This window comes from Bifidobacterium choerinum (assembly GCF_002761235.1).
Classification (GTDB): Bacteria; Actinomycetota; Actinomycetes; order Actinomycetales; family Bifidobacteriaceae; genus Bifidobacterium; species Bifidobacterium choerinum.
The window spans coordinates 1,078,041-1,091,834 of record NZ_CP018044.1 but is presented as its reverse complement, the minus strand read 5'-3'; the positions used below and the strand labels follow the sequence as shown (position 1 = coordinate 1,091,834).

The 13,794-nt window shown below is 67.7% G+C and carries 11 protein-coding genes; all 11 read right to left on the bottom strand.

What is annotated here, in order from left to right:
- Positions 1 to 24 precede the first annotated feature (24 nt).
- On the bottom strand, positions 25 to 1,014 hold the full coding sequence (gene pstA / locus BcFMB_RS04170; protein ID WP_099721136.1) for a phosphate ABC transporter permease PstA: 990 nt from the start codon (positions 1,012 to 1,014) through the stop codon (positions 25 to 27).
- Entirely contained in the window at positions 1,014 to 1,988 is a 975-nt protein-coding gene (pstC, locus tag BcFMB_RS04165; protein ID WP_099721135.1) for a phosphate ABC transporter permease subunit PstC, read from the bottom strand. The genes pstA and pstC overlap by 1 nt, the downstream gene beginning before the upstream one ends.
- A gap of 5 nt (positions 1,989 to 1,993) precedes the next feature.
- The gene (locus BcFMB_RS04160) at positions 1,994 to 3,109 is read right to left on the bottom strand and encodes a phosphate ABC transporter substrate-binding protein PstS (RefSeq protein WP_099721134.1); all 1,116 of its coding nucleotides are present in this window, start codon (positions 3,107 to 3,109) and stop codon (positions 1,994 to 1,996) included.
- Positions 3,110 to 3,208: 99 nt separating this feature from the next.
- Entirely contained in the window at positions 3,209 to 3,904 is a 696-nt protein-coding gene (locus BcFMB_RS04155) for a response regulator transcription factor (RefSeq protein ID WP_099721133.1), read from the bottom strand.
- Positions 3,901 to 5,100 (bottom strand): sensor histidine kinase, encoded by a 1,200-nt coding sequence (locus tag BcFMB_RS04150; RefSeq protein WP_099721132.1) that lies wholly within the window; start codon positions 5,098 to 5,100, stop codon positions 3,901 to 3,903. Before BcFMB_RS04150 ends, BcFMB_RS04155 begins: the two co-directional genes overlap by 4 nt.
- A 1-nt stretch (position 5,101) precedes the next feature.
- On the bottom strand, positions 5,102 to 5,803 hold the full coding sequence (mtnN, locus tag BcFMB_RS04145) for a 5'-methylthioadenosine/S-adenosylhomocysteine nucleosidase (RefSeq protein ID WP_024541010.1): 702 nt from the start codon (positions 5,801 to 5,803) through the stop codon (positions 5,102 to 5,104).
- A 41-nt stretch (positions 5,804 to 5,844) separates the two neighbouring features.
- A complete protein-coding gene (locus BcFMB_RS04140; RefSeq protein WP_051354885.1) occupies positions 5,845 to 7,023 on the bottom strand; it encodes a 3-deoxy-7-phosphoheptulonate synthase in 1,179 nt (392 codons plus the stop codon).
- 168 nt (positions 7,024 to 7,191) lie between these two features.
- Positions 7,192 to 9,234, bottom strand: a complete 2,043-nt coding sequence (locus BcFMB_RS04135; protein WP_157775086.1) for an acyltransferase family protein — start codon at positions 9,232 to 9,234, stop codon at positions 7,192 to 7,194.
- A gap of 16 nt (positions 9,235 to 9,250) precedes the next feature.
- Positions 9,251 to 10,378, bottom strand: a complete 1,128-nt coding sequence (locus tag BcFMB_RS04130; protein WP_099721130.1) for a 3-deoxy-7-phosphoheptulonate synthase — start codon at positions 10,376 to 10,378, stop codon at positions 9,251 to 9,253.
- Between the two features lie 220 nt (positions 10,379 to 10,598).
- Positions 10,599 to 11,936, bottom strand: a complete 1,338-nt coding sequence (locus tag BcFMB_RS04125) for a C1 family peptidase (protein ID WP_099721129.1) — start codon at positions 11,934 to 11,936, stop codon at positions 10,599 to 10,601.
- 133 nt (positions 11,937 to 12,069) lie between these two features.
- A complete protein-coding gene (locus BcFMB_RS04120; protein ID WP_232513880.1) occupies positions 12,070 to 13,644 on the bottom strand; it encodes a cell division protein in 1,575 nt (524 codons plus the stop codon).
- Positions 13,645 to 13,794 lie beyond the last annotated feature (150 nt).

The window sequence follows — 13,794 nt, the reverse complement described above, 5'->3', positions numbered from 1 at the left end:
AGCGCGCCCGCGGCGCGCGCCGGGTCATTTCTTCTTCGGAGCGAAGACCTTCGCGACGATCCTACCGATGAGATTGAGGATGAGCACGACGATGATGAGCACAAGCGCCGCCGACCACGCGCGCTCCATCGGGATGCCGGTGACGCAGCCGCTGCCGGCGTCGGCCGGACAGTTCGCATGGTACTTCGAGTACTCCTGGTAGACGTACACCGGCAGCGTCGTCATCTCGCCCGAGAATAGGTTCGCGTTCGTCGAGACGATGTAGCCGGCCGTCATCAGCAGCGGCGCCGTCTCACCGATGACGCGCGCGATCGCGAGGATCGACCCCGATACGATGCCGGAGAGCGCCGTGCGCAGTACGACCTTCGTGATCGTGCGCTGCTTCGTGACGCCGAGCGCGAGCGACGCCTCGCGCAGGTCGTTCGGCACGATCTTGAGCATCTCCTCGGTCGTCTTGACGACGGTCGGGATCATCAGCAGCGACAATGCGACCGAGCCTTCGAAGCCGCTGAGCGTGCCGGGTCCGACGAGGATCGCGAACATCGAATAGGCGAACAGGCCGGCGACGATCGACGGGATGCCGCTCATGACGTCGACGAGCAGATGGATCGTGCGCGCGAGCTTCGAACCGCCGGCGTATTCGATCAGATAGACGGCGCACATGATGCCGATCGGAATCGAGATGACCATCGCGCCGAGCGTGATCTCCAACGTGCCGATGATCGCGTGCAGGATGCCGCCGTAGCCGCCCGACGGCGTCGGGTTGCCGCCGATGACGTTCGTCATGTTGTGCGACAGGAAGTCCCAGTTGAGGCGGCGCGCGCCGTGCGCGAGCGTCGTCCACAGCACCGAGATCAGCGGGATCAATGCGACGACGAAGGCGAGGATGATGAGCACGCGCATCGCGATGTCCTTGCGCTTGCGCGCCGCCGTGTACGAACGGGTCGGGCTGAACTTGTCGAAATCGATGGCCGGCGCCTGGTCGGCCTTCGGCGAGGACTGCGGTTGGTCCATCACTTGCTCGCTTTCTCGGTGATGCGGCGCGCCAGCAGGTTCACGAGGAACGTGATGACGAACAGCACGAGGCCGGTGCCGATGAGCACCGAGACGCCGATGCTGTCCGCCTCCGGATACTGTGCGGCGATGTTCGCGGCGATCGTCTGGTTCTGCGACGCCTGCAGCAGGCGGAACGAGTACTTGAGTCCGGGCGACAGGATCATCAGCACGGCCATCGTCTCGCCGAGCGCGCGGCCCAGGCCGAGCATCGACGCCGAGATGATGCCCGAACGCGCGAAGGGCAGCACCGACAGCCTGATCATCTCCCATTTCGTCGCGCCGAGGCCGAACGCGGCCTCCTCGAGCAGCTTCGGCGTCTGCAGGAAGATGTCGCGCGTGATCGACGTGATGATCGGCAGGATCATGATTGCGAGCACGAGCGCGACGGTCGCGACGGTGCGCGGCGGGTTCGCGGCGGGGCCTGCGAACAGCGGGATCCAGCCCAGATGCTCGGCGACCCAGTTCCAGAACGGGTAGATCGCCGGCACGAGCACGAGGCCGCCCCACAGGCCGTAGATGACCGACGGGATCGCGGCGAGAATGTCGACGATGTAGCTGAGCACGGCGGCGAGGCGCTTGGGCGCGTAATGCGAGATGAACAGCGCGATGCCGATCGAGACGAAGAACGCGATGACGAGCGCGAGCGCGGCGACGAGCACGGTGCCGAACAGCAGCGGGCCGACGTAGCTCCAGAAGTTCGTCGCCTTGCCGCCGGTGAAGTTCGCGATGATCGCGTTGTTCGCCTGCTGGTTGCCGCCGATGAGCGGCCATGCGCGGAACAGCAGGAACAGCGCGACGGCGGCGAGGACGACGAGGATCAGGATGCCGCAGGCGTAGGCGACGCCGCGGAAGACGCGGTCGGCCTTCTCGCCGCTGACCGGCTTCGTCAGCGACGAGGCGGAGGTTGAGGAGGGTTTCGATGCCGATGTCATGGGACTCATTTCACTTCCATCGCGTCCACGGAGGCGCGCACGTATGCGGCGATGTTGTCGGGCAGCGGCGCCGAGCCGGTCGCCTTCATCGCCTGGTCCTGGCCCTTCGCGCTCGTGACGTAGCCGAGCCACGACTTCGCGAAGCGAGCCGTGTTCTCGTCGCGGTAGGCGGGGCAGGCGATGTCATAGGAGACGAGCACGATCGGGTACGCCCCTTCGGCGCTCGTCGTGTGGTTGATGTCGAGGACGACGCGGTGCTCGCCGGCGGCGGATTCGTCGAGCGCCGAGTCGGCGACGGCCTTCGAGGCCGCCTCTGCCGAGATCTCGGTGTAGCTGTCGCCGACCTTGATCGCGACGGTGCCCATGCCGCCGGCCTGCGAGAAGTCGGCGTAGCCGATCGTGCCGTTCGCCTGGTCGATCGTCGAGATGACGCCCGACGTGCCCTTGGCGCCCTGGCCGACGTCGTTCGGCCAGTTCTCGGAAAGCTCGTACTTCCAGTCCTTCGGCGCGGCCGCCTTGACGTATTCGAGGAAGTTGAGCGTCGTGCCGGACTTGTCGGAGCGGTGCACGACGGTGATCGGCAGGTCGGGCAGCTCGAGGTCCGGGTTCTGCCGGGCAAGCGCGGCGTCGTTCCAGCGCGTGATCTTCCCGTCGAAGATCCTTGCGACCGTCGCCGCATCCATGTTGATGTGCTTGCCGACGTCGGAGACGCCGTGCAGGTTGAAGACGATCGCCAGCGGCGAGATGTACACCGGCACGTCGAAGGCCGTCTGCCCGGCGCACACCTGCTTCGACTCCTCGATCTGGCGGTCGTCGAGCGGCTTGTCGGAGCCGGCCCAGACGGTCGCGCCGGTCAGGAAGGTGACGACGCCCGCGCCGGAGCCGGACGGGTTGTAGGAGATCTTCGCGTCCGGATTCGTCTTCTGGTAGCCGGCGATCCACGCCTCGACGGCGGTCTGCTGCGAGGACGCGCCGGCGCCGGCGAAGCTGCCCGAGATCGATGCGGCGTTCGTCGACGGACGATGTCCCGGATCGACGTTGTCGCCGCACGCCGCGCCTGCGACGACGACGATGATGCCGCACAACGCCGCGAGCGCGCGCCGGGCAAGATTGCTACGCATGTGGTGTCCTTTGGTCACGATGCCATTCTATCCAACCAATCCAGTGTAGGTGACGGCGCCGATGCGCCGGCGCCGGAAAAGTGAATTTAGCGTGAACGATCATGCGCCGATGCGGTAGCCGACGCCGCGCACCGTCGTCAGCAGCGTCGGATGCGCCGGGTCGTCCTCGATCTTCGCGCGGATGCGTTTGACATGCACGTCGAGCGTCTTCGTGTCGCCGACGTAGTCGCTGCCCCAGACGCGCGCGATGAGCTGATGGCGCGTGAGCACATGCCCCTTGTTGCGCAGCAGGTATTCGAGGACCTCGAACTCCTTGAGCGGGAACGCCGTCAGCTCGCCGTGCACATGCACCTCGTGCGCGGCGACCGACATCTCGACCGGGCCGCAGCTGAGCGTGCGGACGGCGTCGGCGCGCGCGCCCTCGTCCTGGCCTTCGAGGCTGCGGCGCAGCACCGCGTGGATGCGCGCGAGCAGCTCGCGGAACGAATACGGCTTCGTCACATAGTCGTCGGCGCCGATCTCGAGTCCGACGATGACGTCGTTCTCGGTCGACTTCGCCGTCACCATGATGATCGGCACGCGGCGCAGCTCGCGCATGCGCCGGCACAGCGTCATCCCGGAGACGCCGGGCAGCATCAGGTCGAGCAGCACGAGGTCGAACTCCATCTCCTCGTAGATCGACCACGCCTCCTCGCCGGTCGCCGCGCCGTAGGCCTCATAGCCTTCGCGCGTGAGCTGGTAGAGCAGCGGGTCGAGATACGACGGCTCGTCCTCGACGATCAGTATGCGGGTCATCGCCCGTCCTCCTTCCTGTTGCCGGTCGAAACGTCCGCATCGACGCCAGCGGTGGCCGGCGATGCGAGCGGCAGCGTCACCGTGAACGTCGACCCCTCCCCCGGTCGCGACCACAGATCGATATGCCCATGATTGGCCCGCACATGGTGGTTCGCGATCGACAGGCCGAGGCCGGTGCCGCCGGTCAGCCGCGAACGCGCCGGGTCGACGCGGTAGAAGCGTTCGAAGATGCGCCCCTGCAGCGGCTGCGGGATGCCGACGCCGTGGTCGACGACGCGGATGCGCGCCTCGTCGCCGGCGCGCGCGAGCTCGACGGCGACGACGGCGCCCTCGGGCGAATAGTTGATCGCGTTCTCGACGATGTTCTTGAGCGCGATATGCACGCCGACGGCGTCGACCTCGACCGGCAGCGGCATGCCGTCGGCGTCGTCGCGCAGCTGCACGTCGGCGTGGCGCGCCGCCGCCGTGACCTCGGTGTCGGCGATTGCGTGCGCGACGAGGTCATGCACGTCGACGACCCGCACCGTCCGCTCGCCGCCGGCGCCCATGCGTCCCAGTTCGATGAGGCGGCGCACAAGCCCGTCGAGCCGCTTCGCCTCGACGCCGATGCGCACGGCGAAATGGCGGATCATGTCGACGTCGTCTCCGGCATCGTCAATCGTCTCGGCGAGCAGCATGATCGCGCCGACCGGCGTCTTGAGCTCATGGGAGACGTTCGTCACGAAGTCGCGGCGTACACGGTCGACGCTGCGCCGGTAGTCGGTGTCGGCGCACACGAGCGCGATCCGCCCCGGCGCGAGCGGCTGCGCATGCGCGGCGACATGCGCGCGCCGCCCGTCGCGGTCGAGCGTCAGCTCGCGGTCGATGGGACGCTGCGACGCCTCATGCACAAGCGCGCGCACGGCGTCGTCGGCGAGCATGCCGTCGTGGACGAGGCCGTGTTCGCGCGCCTCTTCGTTCGCGACGAGCACGGTGCCGGCGGCATCGACGATGACGACGGCCTCCTCGAGCATCGCGAGCATGCGGCGCTCGGCGTCGACGGCGGCGACGTCGGCGAGGCCGCCGAACAGCGCGCGCGTCCGCGGAGCGCGGTCGCGTGCATGCGCCGCGCCCGCACGGTAGGCGACGACGGCCACGGCGGCGATGACGAGCACGGCGGCGACGGCGAGCGTCGCCGCGAGCGACGGCGTCGTCATCTCACATCCTGCACAGGATCTCGACGGCGAGCTTCGCGGCCGTGTCCGCGTAGGCGCTCACGTCGAAGGTCCTGAAGTCCTCGTAGTCGGTGTCGGCATTGTCGCTCATCGCGCGGATGACGAGCGCGGGCACATCGTTGCGGGCGGCGACATGCGCGACGGCGGCGCCCTCCATCTCGACGGCGTCGGCGTGCGTCTCGCGGATGACGCGTTCGACCTGTTCGGGCGAGTCGACGAAGTAGTTGCCGGAGGCGATGACGCCGTTGACGTGGTGGATGCCCATGTCGTCGAGCGCAGACTCGGCGAGCGCGATGAGCCTGGGGTCGGAGTGGAACTCCTCGGTCTGCGGCTTCCACTGGCCGACGAGGCGCATGTCGGTGTCGAGGTAGCGCAGCGTCTCACCGAGGACGATGTCGTTGATGTGCAGGTCGGGGTTGAGGTTGCCGGCGATGCCGGAGAACAGCACGGCGTCGGGCTGCGCGACGTCGATGAGGCACTGCGTCGTCGCGGCCGCGTTGACGAGTCCCATGCCGCCGACGGTCACCGAGACGGCGAGTTCGCGTCCGTCGTGCGTCGGCAATGTGCCGTGCGTGATCGTCAGGCTCGCGCGTCGCTCCTCGGTGACGTCGTTGAGCGACGCGGCGATGTGCGCGGCCTCCTCCTCGAGCGCGCTGATGATGGCGACGGTGCTGAAGCTGGCCATGGCTGTCCTTCCGGTTGTTCGATTGATGTTGGCGCGCGCGTTCAGCGCCAGCGGCGGGCGCTGACGGCGTCGGCGAGTTCGTGCAGCAGACGGTCGGTCTCGGGCCAGCCGATGCAGCGGTCGGTGATCGACTGTCCGTAGACGAGTTGGTCGAGCGGCGCCTCCGGCTGGTTGCCGCCGACGAGGAAGCTTTCCATCATGACGCCGGTGATGCCCTGCTCGCCGTCGGCGATGCGCGCGGCGATGTCGCGTACGACGGCGGCCTGACGCACCTCGTCCTTGCCGGAGTTGCCGTGCGAGCAGTCGATGATCAGACCGTGCGCGGCGGCCGTGTCGGCGCCCATCAACGAGCGGATCATCGCCATCGCGTCGGCCACCGACGCGGCGTCGTAGTTCGGGCCGTGGCTCGAGCCGCGCAGCACGACGTGACAGTCGGGGTTGCCGAGCGTCTCGACGGCGCAGGCGCGCCCCATATGGTCGATGCCGAAGAAGGTGTGCTGCCCGGCGGCCGTGATGCAGCTGTTCATCGCCGCCTTGACCGAGCCGTCGGTCGCGTTCTTGAAGCCGATCGGCATGCTCAGGCCGCTCGCGAGCTGGCGGTGGACCTGGCTTTCGGTGTTGCGCGCGCCGATCGCGCCCCAGCTGATCGCGTCGGCGATGTACTGCGGGCTTGTCGGTTCGAGGAATTCGGTCGCGGCGGCGAGGCCGGCGCCGAGCACGTCGAGCAGCGTTTTGCGGGCGAGCAGCAGGCCCTTCTGGATGTTGTGGCTGCCATCGATGTCCGGATCGTTGATCAGGCCCTTCCAGCCGACGGTGCTGCGCGGCTTCTCGAAGTAGACGCGCATGACGATGAGCAGCTCACCCTCGAGCTCCTGCTTGACCTCATGGAGCCGGCGCGCATAGTCGAGCGCGGCCTTCGGATCGTGCACCGAGCACGGGCCGACGATGACGAGCAGACGGTCGTCCTGACCATACAGGCAGGCGCGAATCTCGTCGCGCGAATAGGCGACGATGTCCTGCGCGGCCGTGCCGAGCGGCAGCGCGGACAGCACCTGCGCCGGCGTCGGCAGCGGATCGAGTTCCATGACGCGGCGGTTGATGATGCGGTCGATGCCGACGGCGTCCTCCCAATGCGGCAGGTCGGGGATCGCCGTGAGCGGATTGCCGCCGGCGGCCATGACGGCGTGCACCTCGTCGAGCTTGGCCGACGTGTAGGTCATCGGCTCGCCGTTCTCGATCGCACGGCGATGGTCCTCGGAGAACGTATGCCTGGGCGTGTCGCCGTGGCGCGGATCCTGATCACTGATGGCCATGATGCTCCTTCTTGTTCCGGCCTCAGCTTAGCAAGGGGCGCCGCACGACGCGACCATCCGTATCGTCCCCGCGCATCACTGCGGGCAGACGGCGCGCATCAGCATCTGCTCGTAGGCCTGCGTGCCCAGTTCGTTCGGATGCGTGCCGTCGTCGTACAGGTATTCGGGATGCGCGCCGGAGAGCGCCGACCAGTCGATGACGCCGACGTTCGGATGCGCCTTCGCGGCGTCGACGAACAGCTGGTTCGTCTGGTCGATCCACGCGACGGGCGCCCGCGTCGTCAGGAAGTACAGCGGCCTTCCGTTCGCCAGACGGATGACCTCGTCGACGCTCTCCTGCGTCGGCGGACCGTTCGTGCCGAGCGCGAAGACGATGAGCTGCGGATCCTCGCTCGTCAGGTACTGGCGCAGCAGGTCGACGCCGGTGCCGAACTGGCGGCTGACCTTGCCGTCGACGTGCGCGTTCGGGAAATACTGCATGAGCGCCGGCGCGACGCCTTCGGTCACCGAATCGCCGACGACGAGCATGCGCACGTCGCAGGTCCCGGCGGCCATGTCGCAGTGCCAGCGCGACGGGTCGAGGTTGTCGGGGGCCTTGAGTGCCTCGACCTTCGGCTTCGGCGGCGCGGGTTTCGAGGTCGGTGTCGCCGGAGCGGCCGGCGTCGACGCGGTCGGCGACGGTTTCGGTCGGCGTTGCGCGTCGAGCTCCTTCCTCGCCTGCTCGGCCGTCATGCCGAGCTCGGGGCGCAGCGCGACGGCGCGTTCGTGCGTGAGCTGACGCCACGGCAGCGGCAGCAGCAGGATGACGATGATGACGACGCCGGTCACCGCGCCGATGAAGGCGCCCGGACGCTGCGTGCGCTCCGGGTTGTCACGCCGGCGGCGCGTCCACGGCAGCCACGGTGCGCCGCGCAGCGCCTCGACGCACTGGTAGAAGACCTCGCCGACGGCGAGGATGACGAGGAACTGCCCGACCACGAGCCACCACGGCGTATGCGCGCGCGTCGCCGGATTCATGACGAGCAGCAGCGGATAGTGCACGAGGTACAGCGAGAACGAGCGTGAGCTCAGATAGGCGAGCGCCTTGACGCCCATCGCATGGCCGAAGACGCCGGGCAGCATGCCCGCCCACAGCATCGTCGCCGTCAGCAGCGCGTAGAGCAGGAAGCCGCCGCGGTACAGCCACGAGGCCGAGGCGTCGACGACGAACATCGAGACGACGAGCACGGCCAGGCACAGGAACACGCCGCCGGCGACGATGCGCCGCATGGTGACCGGCAGCACGTACGAGCCGATATGCAGGTCGCGGCGCCAGCCGTCCCACGGCACGAGCGTCGGCATGTCGTCGCCGTCGGCGCGGTGCACGAGGACGGCGAGCAGCGCGCCGACGAGCAGCTCGGCGGCGCGCGTGTCGAGGCCGTAGTACATGCGCGACGTGTCATGCCCCGGCATGTACAGCATCGCCATTTCTATGCTCGACGCGGCGATGAGCGCGGCGATCGCGCATGCTCGCGCCCATCTGCGGCGCATGAGGCGCACGATGAGCGCGAGCAGCAGCGGCCACAGCAGATAGAACTGCATGATCAGGCTCGTGTACCACAGATGCGTCAGCGGCGACGGCAGACCGGCGGCGTCGAAATACGAAACGTGGCGGAAGATGTACGACCAGTTGCTGTAGAACAGCGCGCTCGGCACGGCGTCGGCGCGCAGCTTGAGCAGCAGCGACGGCGCCCACAGATAGACGACGACGGCCGCGAACGCGATTGTCGTGAGCACCGGCGGCCAGACGCGGCGCGCGCGGCGCACGACGAACTTCGGATACGAGCAGCGTCCCGACTCGAGCAGCCCGAGCAGGCCGCGCGTGATCAGGAAACCGGACAGCACGAGGAAGACGGTGACGCCGAGGAAGCCGCCGACGGCGAGCGACGGGCGCGCATGGTAGAGCAGCACGCCGCCGATCGCGAGCGCGCGCAGACCGTCGATGACGCGGATGTGACCGCGCGGCGCCGATTCGCGGCGCGCGATGGGACGCGGTGGTGTCGACTCGGCAGGTGCGGCAGGCGTGGGGGCGCCGTCACGCAGCTGCGACGCATTGCTGCTGGCGATGATGCGTTGCATCGTGCGATGCGCCCGCTCAGTTGCCGCGCCGTGCGGCGACGGCGTCGGCGAGTTCACGCAGCACCTGCTCGGTGCGGCCCCACGGCACGCAGGCGTCGGTCACCGACTGGCCGTAGACGAGCTGGTCGAGTGGCGCCGGCTTCTGGTGGCCGCCCTTGAGGAAGCTTTCCATCATGATGCCGAGGATGCCGCGTTCGCCGGCGGCGATGCGCGACGCGATGTCCTCGACGACGCGCGCCTCGACGACCTCGTCCTTGCCGCAGTTGCCATGCGCGGCGTCGATGACGAGGCCGTGGTCGCTCGGGCCGCTCGCCTTCGACGCCCTGAGCGCCGCGAGCGCGTCGGCCACGGAGACCGGGTCGTAGTTCGGGCCGCTGCTCGAACCGCGCAGCACGAGATGGCAGTCGGGGTTGCCCTTCGTCTCGGCGGAGATGACCTGGCCGTCGAGGTTGACGGACAGGAAGTGGTGTTCGAAGGCGGCCGTGTAGCACGAGTCGGCGGCCGGCTTGATCGAGCCGTCGGTCGCGTTCTTGAAGCCGATCGGCATGCTCATGCCGCTCGCCAGTTCGCGGTGCACCTGGCTTTCGGTGTTGCGCGCGCCGATCGCGCCCCAGCTGACGAGGTCGCACAGATACTGCGGCGTGATCGGGTCGAGCCATTCGGTCGCCGCCGGCAGGCCGAGCGACAGGACGTCGGTGAGCACCTTGCGCGCGAGCCACATGCCCTTGCGGATGTCGAAGCGGCCGTTGAGGTCGGGGTCGTTGATCAGGCCCTTCCAGCCGATCGTCGTGCGCGGCTTCTCGAAGTAGACGCGCATGACGATCATCAGGCGGTCCTTGAGCTCCTCGTTGAGCACGGCGAGCCTCGTCGCATACTCGTGCGCGGCCTTCGGATCGTGGATCGAGCAGGGGCCGACGATCGCGAGGACACGGTCGTCGCGCCCGTGCAGGATGTCGCGGATCTGACGGCGCGAGGACAGGACGAGCTCGCTCATCGCGTCGGTGAGCGGCAGCTCCTTGATGAAGTAGCGCGGGGCCGGAATCGGGTCGAGCTGACGGATGTTGACGTCGACGGTCTCGGGGACCACGGCGCGCGCGTCGAGCACATTGTCCTGCGAACTGTCCGGACCACGAAGGGCTGCCATCGTTCGTTCCTCTTCCTCTCATCGATCCTTGTGCATGTTCTCGAACGTTCCCGAGCGGGAAATCGGATACCCATACTAGGACACATCCCCTGACGTATCGCCGGCATGTATCGCAAAGCGGCGCGCAGGCCGTAAAGCCTGCGCGCCGCATGACAGGAATCAGCGGGAATCGTCCGGCGTGCCGTTCGCGCCGAGCGGACGCGGACGTGCCGGACGCGTCTTACGCGAGCGCACCCATCGGGTCCCATGCCGGCAGCATCGTCGCCGGCTCGTCGAGCGCCTTGAGGTACTCGTCGGGCAGCATCGCCTTCGGCACGGCCACCTCGAAGACGTACTGGTCGAACCAGTCGTCGCCCATCGTGAAGTAGCCCTTGTCGGCGATCTTCGTGCCCCACGAGTTCTCGACGCGCCAGCGGCGGGTCGTCTTGCCGTCGTCCTCGACGTCGACGCCGACGAAGGCCATCGCGTGGTTCATCGCCGAGTCGCCGAAGCGCACGCGCTGCTCCTTTGTCATGTCGAAGTCGACACGGTACACCTTGTCGTACTCGAATAGGTCGGTCGCCCATGCGCCGTCGGTGCGGTCCATCATCGGATGGCAGTCGGCGCCGAACCACACCGGGATGCCCTGCTCGACGAGGATGTCGCGCACGCAGTCCTTCATGAACCGCACCGGCACGTTGAGGTATTCGGTCGGGTCGCCGCCGGCCACATTGCCCAGATGCTCGATGCCGATCTTCCGGCCCTTCGCGTGCTCATGGCGCGGGTCGTCGACGAGGCAGACGTAGCTTTCGAGGTCGGCGGAGCCGACGTACTTGTTCCAGAACTCCTGCGGCGTGACCTCGCCGTCGCGGTGGAAGACGCCGTCAGCGTCGGTCCACTCCCAGTGGAAGCGCTTCGGCGGCTCGCCCAGATGAATCGTGAGCATGCGGTGGCCGGCCTCGACGGTGCGGCGCACGATGTCGTCGATCCGGCTCGGATCGTCGACCATATGCGCGACGGCCGTGTGCAGCAGGCGGCGCAGCTGCGTGTTCATCTCGCCGGTGTTCTTCGACGACTCGGTCTCCGGATACAGGTCCTTCGGCACGGCGCCGTACTTCTTGTAGACGTTGAGCGCCATCGTCCACTGGCCGCCGTCGCCCATGACGTCGGCGAGCATGTGCTGGAACAGGCGCGAGTCGACCGGCTCGCCGCCGCGGATCAGGTCGGCCATGTCGCCCATGAAGTAGTTGATGCGCTCGAGCTTGTCGTAGTACATCGCGTAGTTCTGCGAGAACTCGAACTCCTTGAGGTTCATGTTCTTCTTCGCGACGAAGCGCGCCACGTTGAGCGAGCTGAACAGCCAGCAGCGGCCGGAACGGTCCTGATGGGTCGCCTCGCCGTTGTCGACGACCGTCGAGAAGCGGCGCTGCAGCAGGCGCGCGCGGTCGTAGTTGCGCGCGACCTTGTCGATGCCGGCGCTCGTGACGGCGTTCATCGCCATGCGGTTGACGGGGTCGGAGTCGAAGTCGGCGGTCAGCTGGTTGAGTTCGTCGGCGGACAATGGGGTGATTACGGTCAAGGTCTCTCCTTGCTCCTTTGTTGTTCTGTTGTTCTCTGATTGTTGGTTGGTCGGCACGTGGTACGTCCGGTGGTATGTGAACGCTCGGAACGCGTGTGGGCACGGCCGTTCCGGGCGGTCGCGGGATGCGGCGTCAGTCGGTCAGCTGCGTGGCGTCGGGGTCGTTGTCGCTCGCGTCGAAGGCCGTCGTCGGCGCATCGTCGGCGTCGTCGGCCGTGTCGGTCTCGGTCACGTCGATGACCTCGGTCGCGCTCTCCTCGGCGTGCGGCGCGGCGGCATCGGCGGCGTCGTCATGCTCGGGCATCGTCGGCGCCGGCGGCACGGCCGGCGCGTGCTGCGCGTGGTCGTCGATGAGCACCGTCGAATCGGCGTCGTCGACGTCGGTGTCGGCGTCGGCGTCGTTGTCGGATTCGACGAAGGCGTTGACGACGGACATGTTGTCGGTCGAATGCGCGTTGTCGACGCCGAGGCCGAAGCCGGCGAAGGCGTTCGCGAACATCGAACGCAGCTCGGAGACGCGCTGCGTGATGTCGGCCTCGCGGCGCTGCAGGTCGCCGATGCGCTTCGTCAGGCCGTCGAGTTCGGACTGCGCGGCGCGGCGGCGCTGCTCGATCTGGTTGCTCGCCTCCTCGCTCGCCTTGCGCACGATCTTCGCGGACTCCTCATCCGCCTCCTTGCGCTTGTGCGCGGCATAGGCGTCGGCCTCCTCGCGGATCTGCTTCGCCTCGGCGATCTGCGTCTCGGCCTCCTCCTTCGCCTGCTGGCGGCGCTCCTCGAGGCTCTTGAGCAGCTCGGCGACCTTCTTCGTCGCCTCGTCCTGCTGCGCGGCGATGTCGGCGCGGATCTGCTCGACCTCGGCGTTGACCTGGCTCATCGTCTTCGTGCGGTTGACCTCGGCCGTGTCGGTGATCTCCTGCGCGTGCGACTTCGCGGAGTCGGTGATCTCGCCGGCCTTGCGCTGCGCCTCGGTCATCAGCTTCGACACCTGCTCGCGCACGTCGGCGAGCTTCTTGTTCGCGTCAGCGAGCGCCGTCTCGATCTGGTCGTTCGTCTCGCTCTTGAGGCGCGCGATCTCCTCGTTCGCGCTGCGGCGCTGGTCGCTGATCTGCTGCGTCGCCTGCGCGCGCAGCTCGGCGAGTTCGCGCTCCTGCGACGCCTTCTCGGCCTCGAGGCGCTTGACGTGCTCCTCGCGCGAGTTCGTCAGCTCGAGGTCGAGAGTCTGACGCTGCTCGCTGACGGTCTTCGCCGTCTGCGCCTTGAGCTGGCTCGCCTCCTGCTGCGCGTTCGTGATGATCGTCGTCGCCTCGTTCTGCGCGTTCTTGAGCATCGTGTCCGCCTTGGCCTGGGCGTCGTCGACGAGATGCTGCGCATCGAGCTTCGCGTTGTTGATCAATGTCTGCGACTGCGACTGCGCTTCGACGCGCGCGCTCGCTGCATCCTTCTTCGCGCGTTCGAGCAGCTCGGTGCTCGTCTGTTCGGCGGAGGCGAGCATCTGCTGCGCGTTCGCGCCGAGCGATGCGAAGGAGTTGTCCGAGGTGGCCTTGCGGTTCTTCTCCTCCTGCAGCTGCGCCTGCAGCTGCAGCACGGTGTCGTCCCCGGCCTTCACCTGTTCGCGCAGACGGTCGATCGTCGTCTGCGCCGCAATCATCGCCTCATCCACACGTTCTTTGTCGTAGCCACGCAGCACGACCGGGAATCGCTCAACCATTAGTCATTCCTTTCGCGAAAGGGTGTTCGCAGGACCTTCACGTGCGTCCGCGACGCACATCTACAGCTTGCACTCTAGTCTATGCATATCGCCGGCCGCTGTCGCAACACGCGGAAACTCACATTGAGCGCAAAACACGCCCCGCGGCGT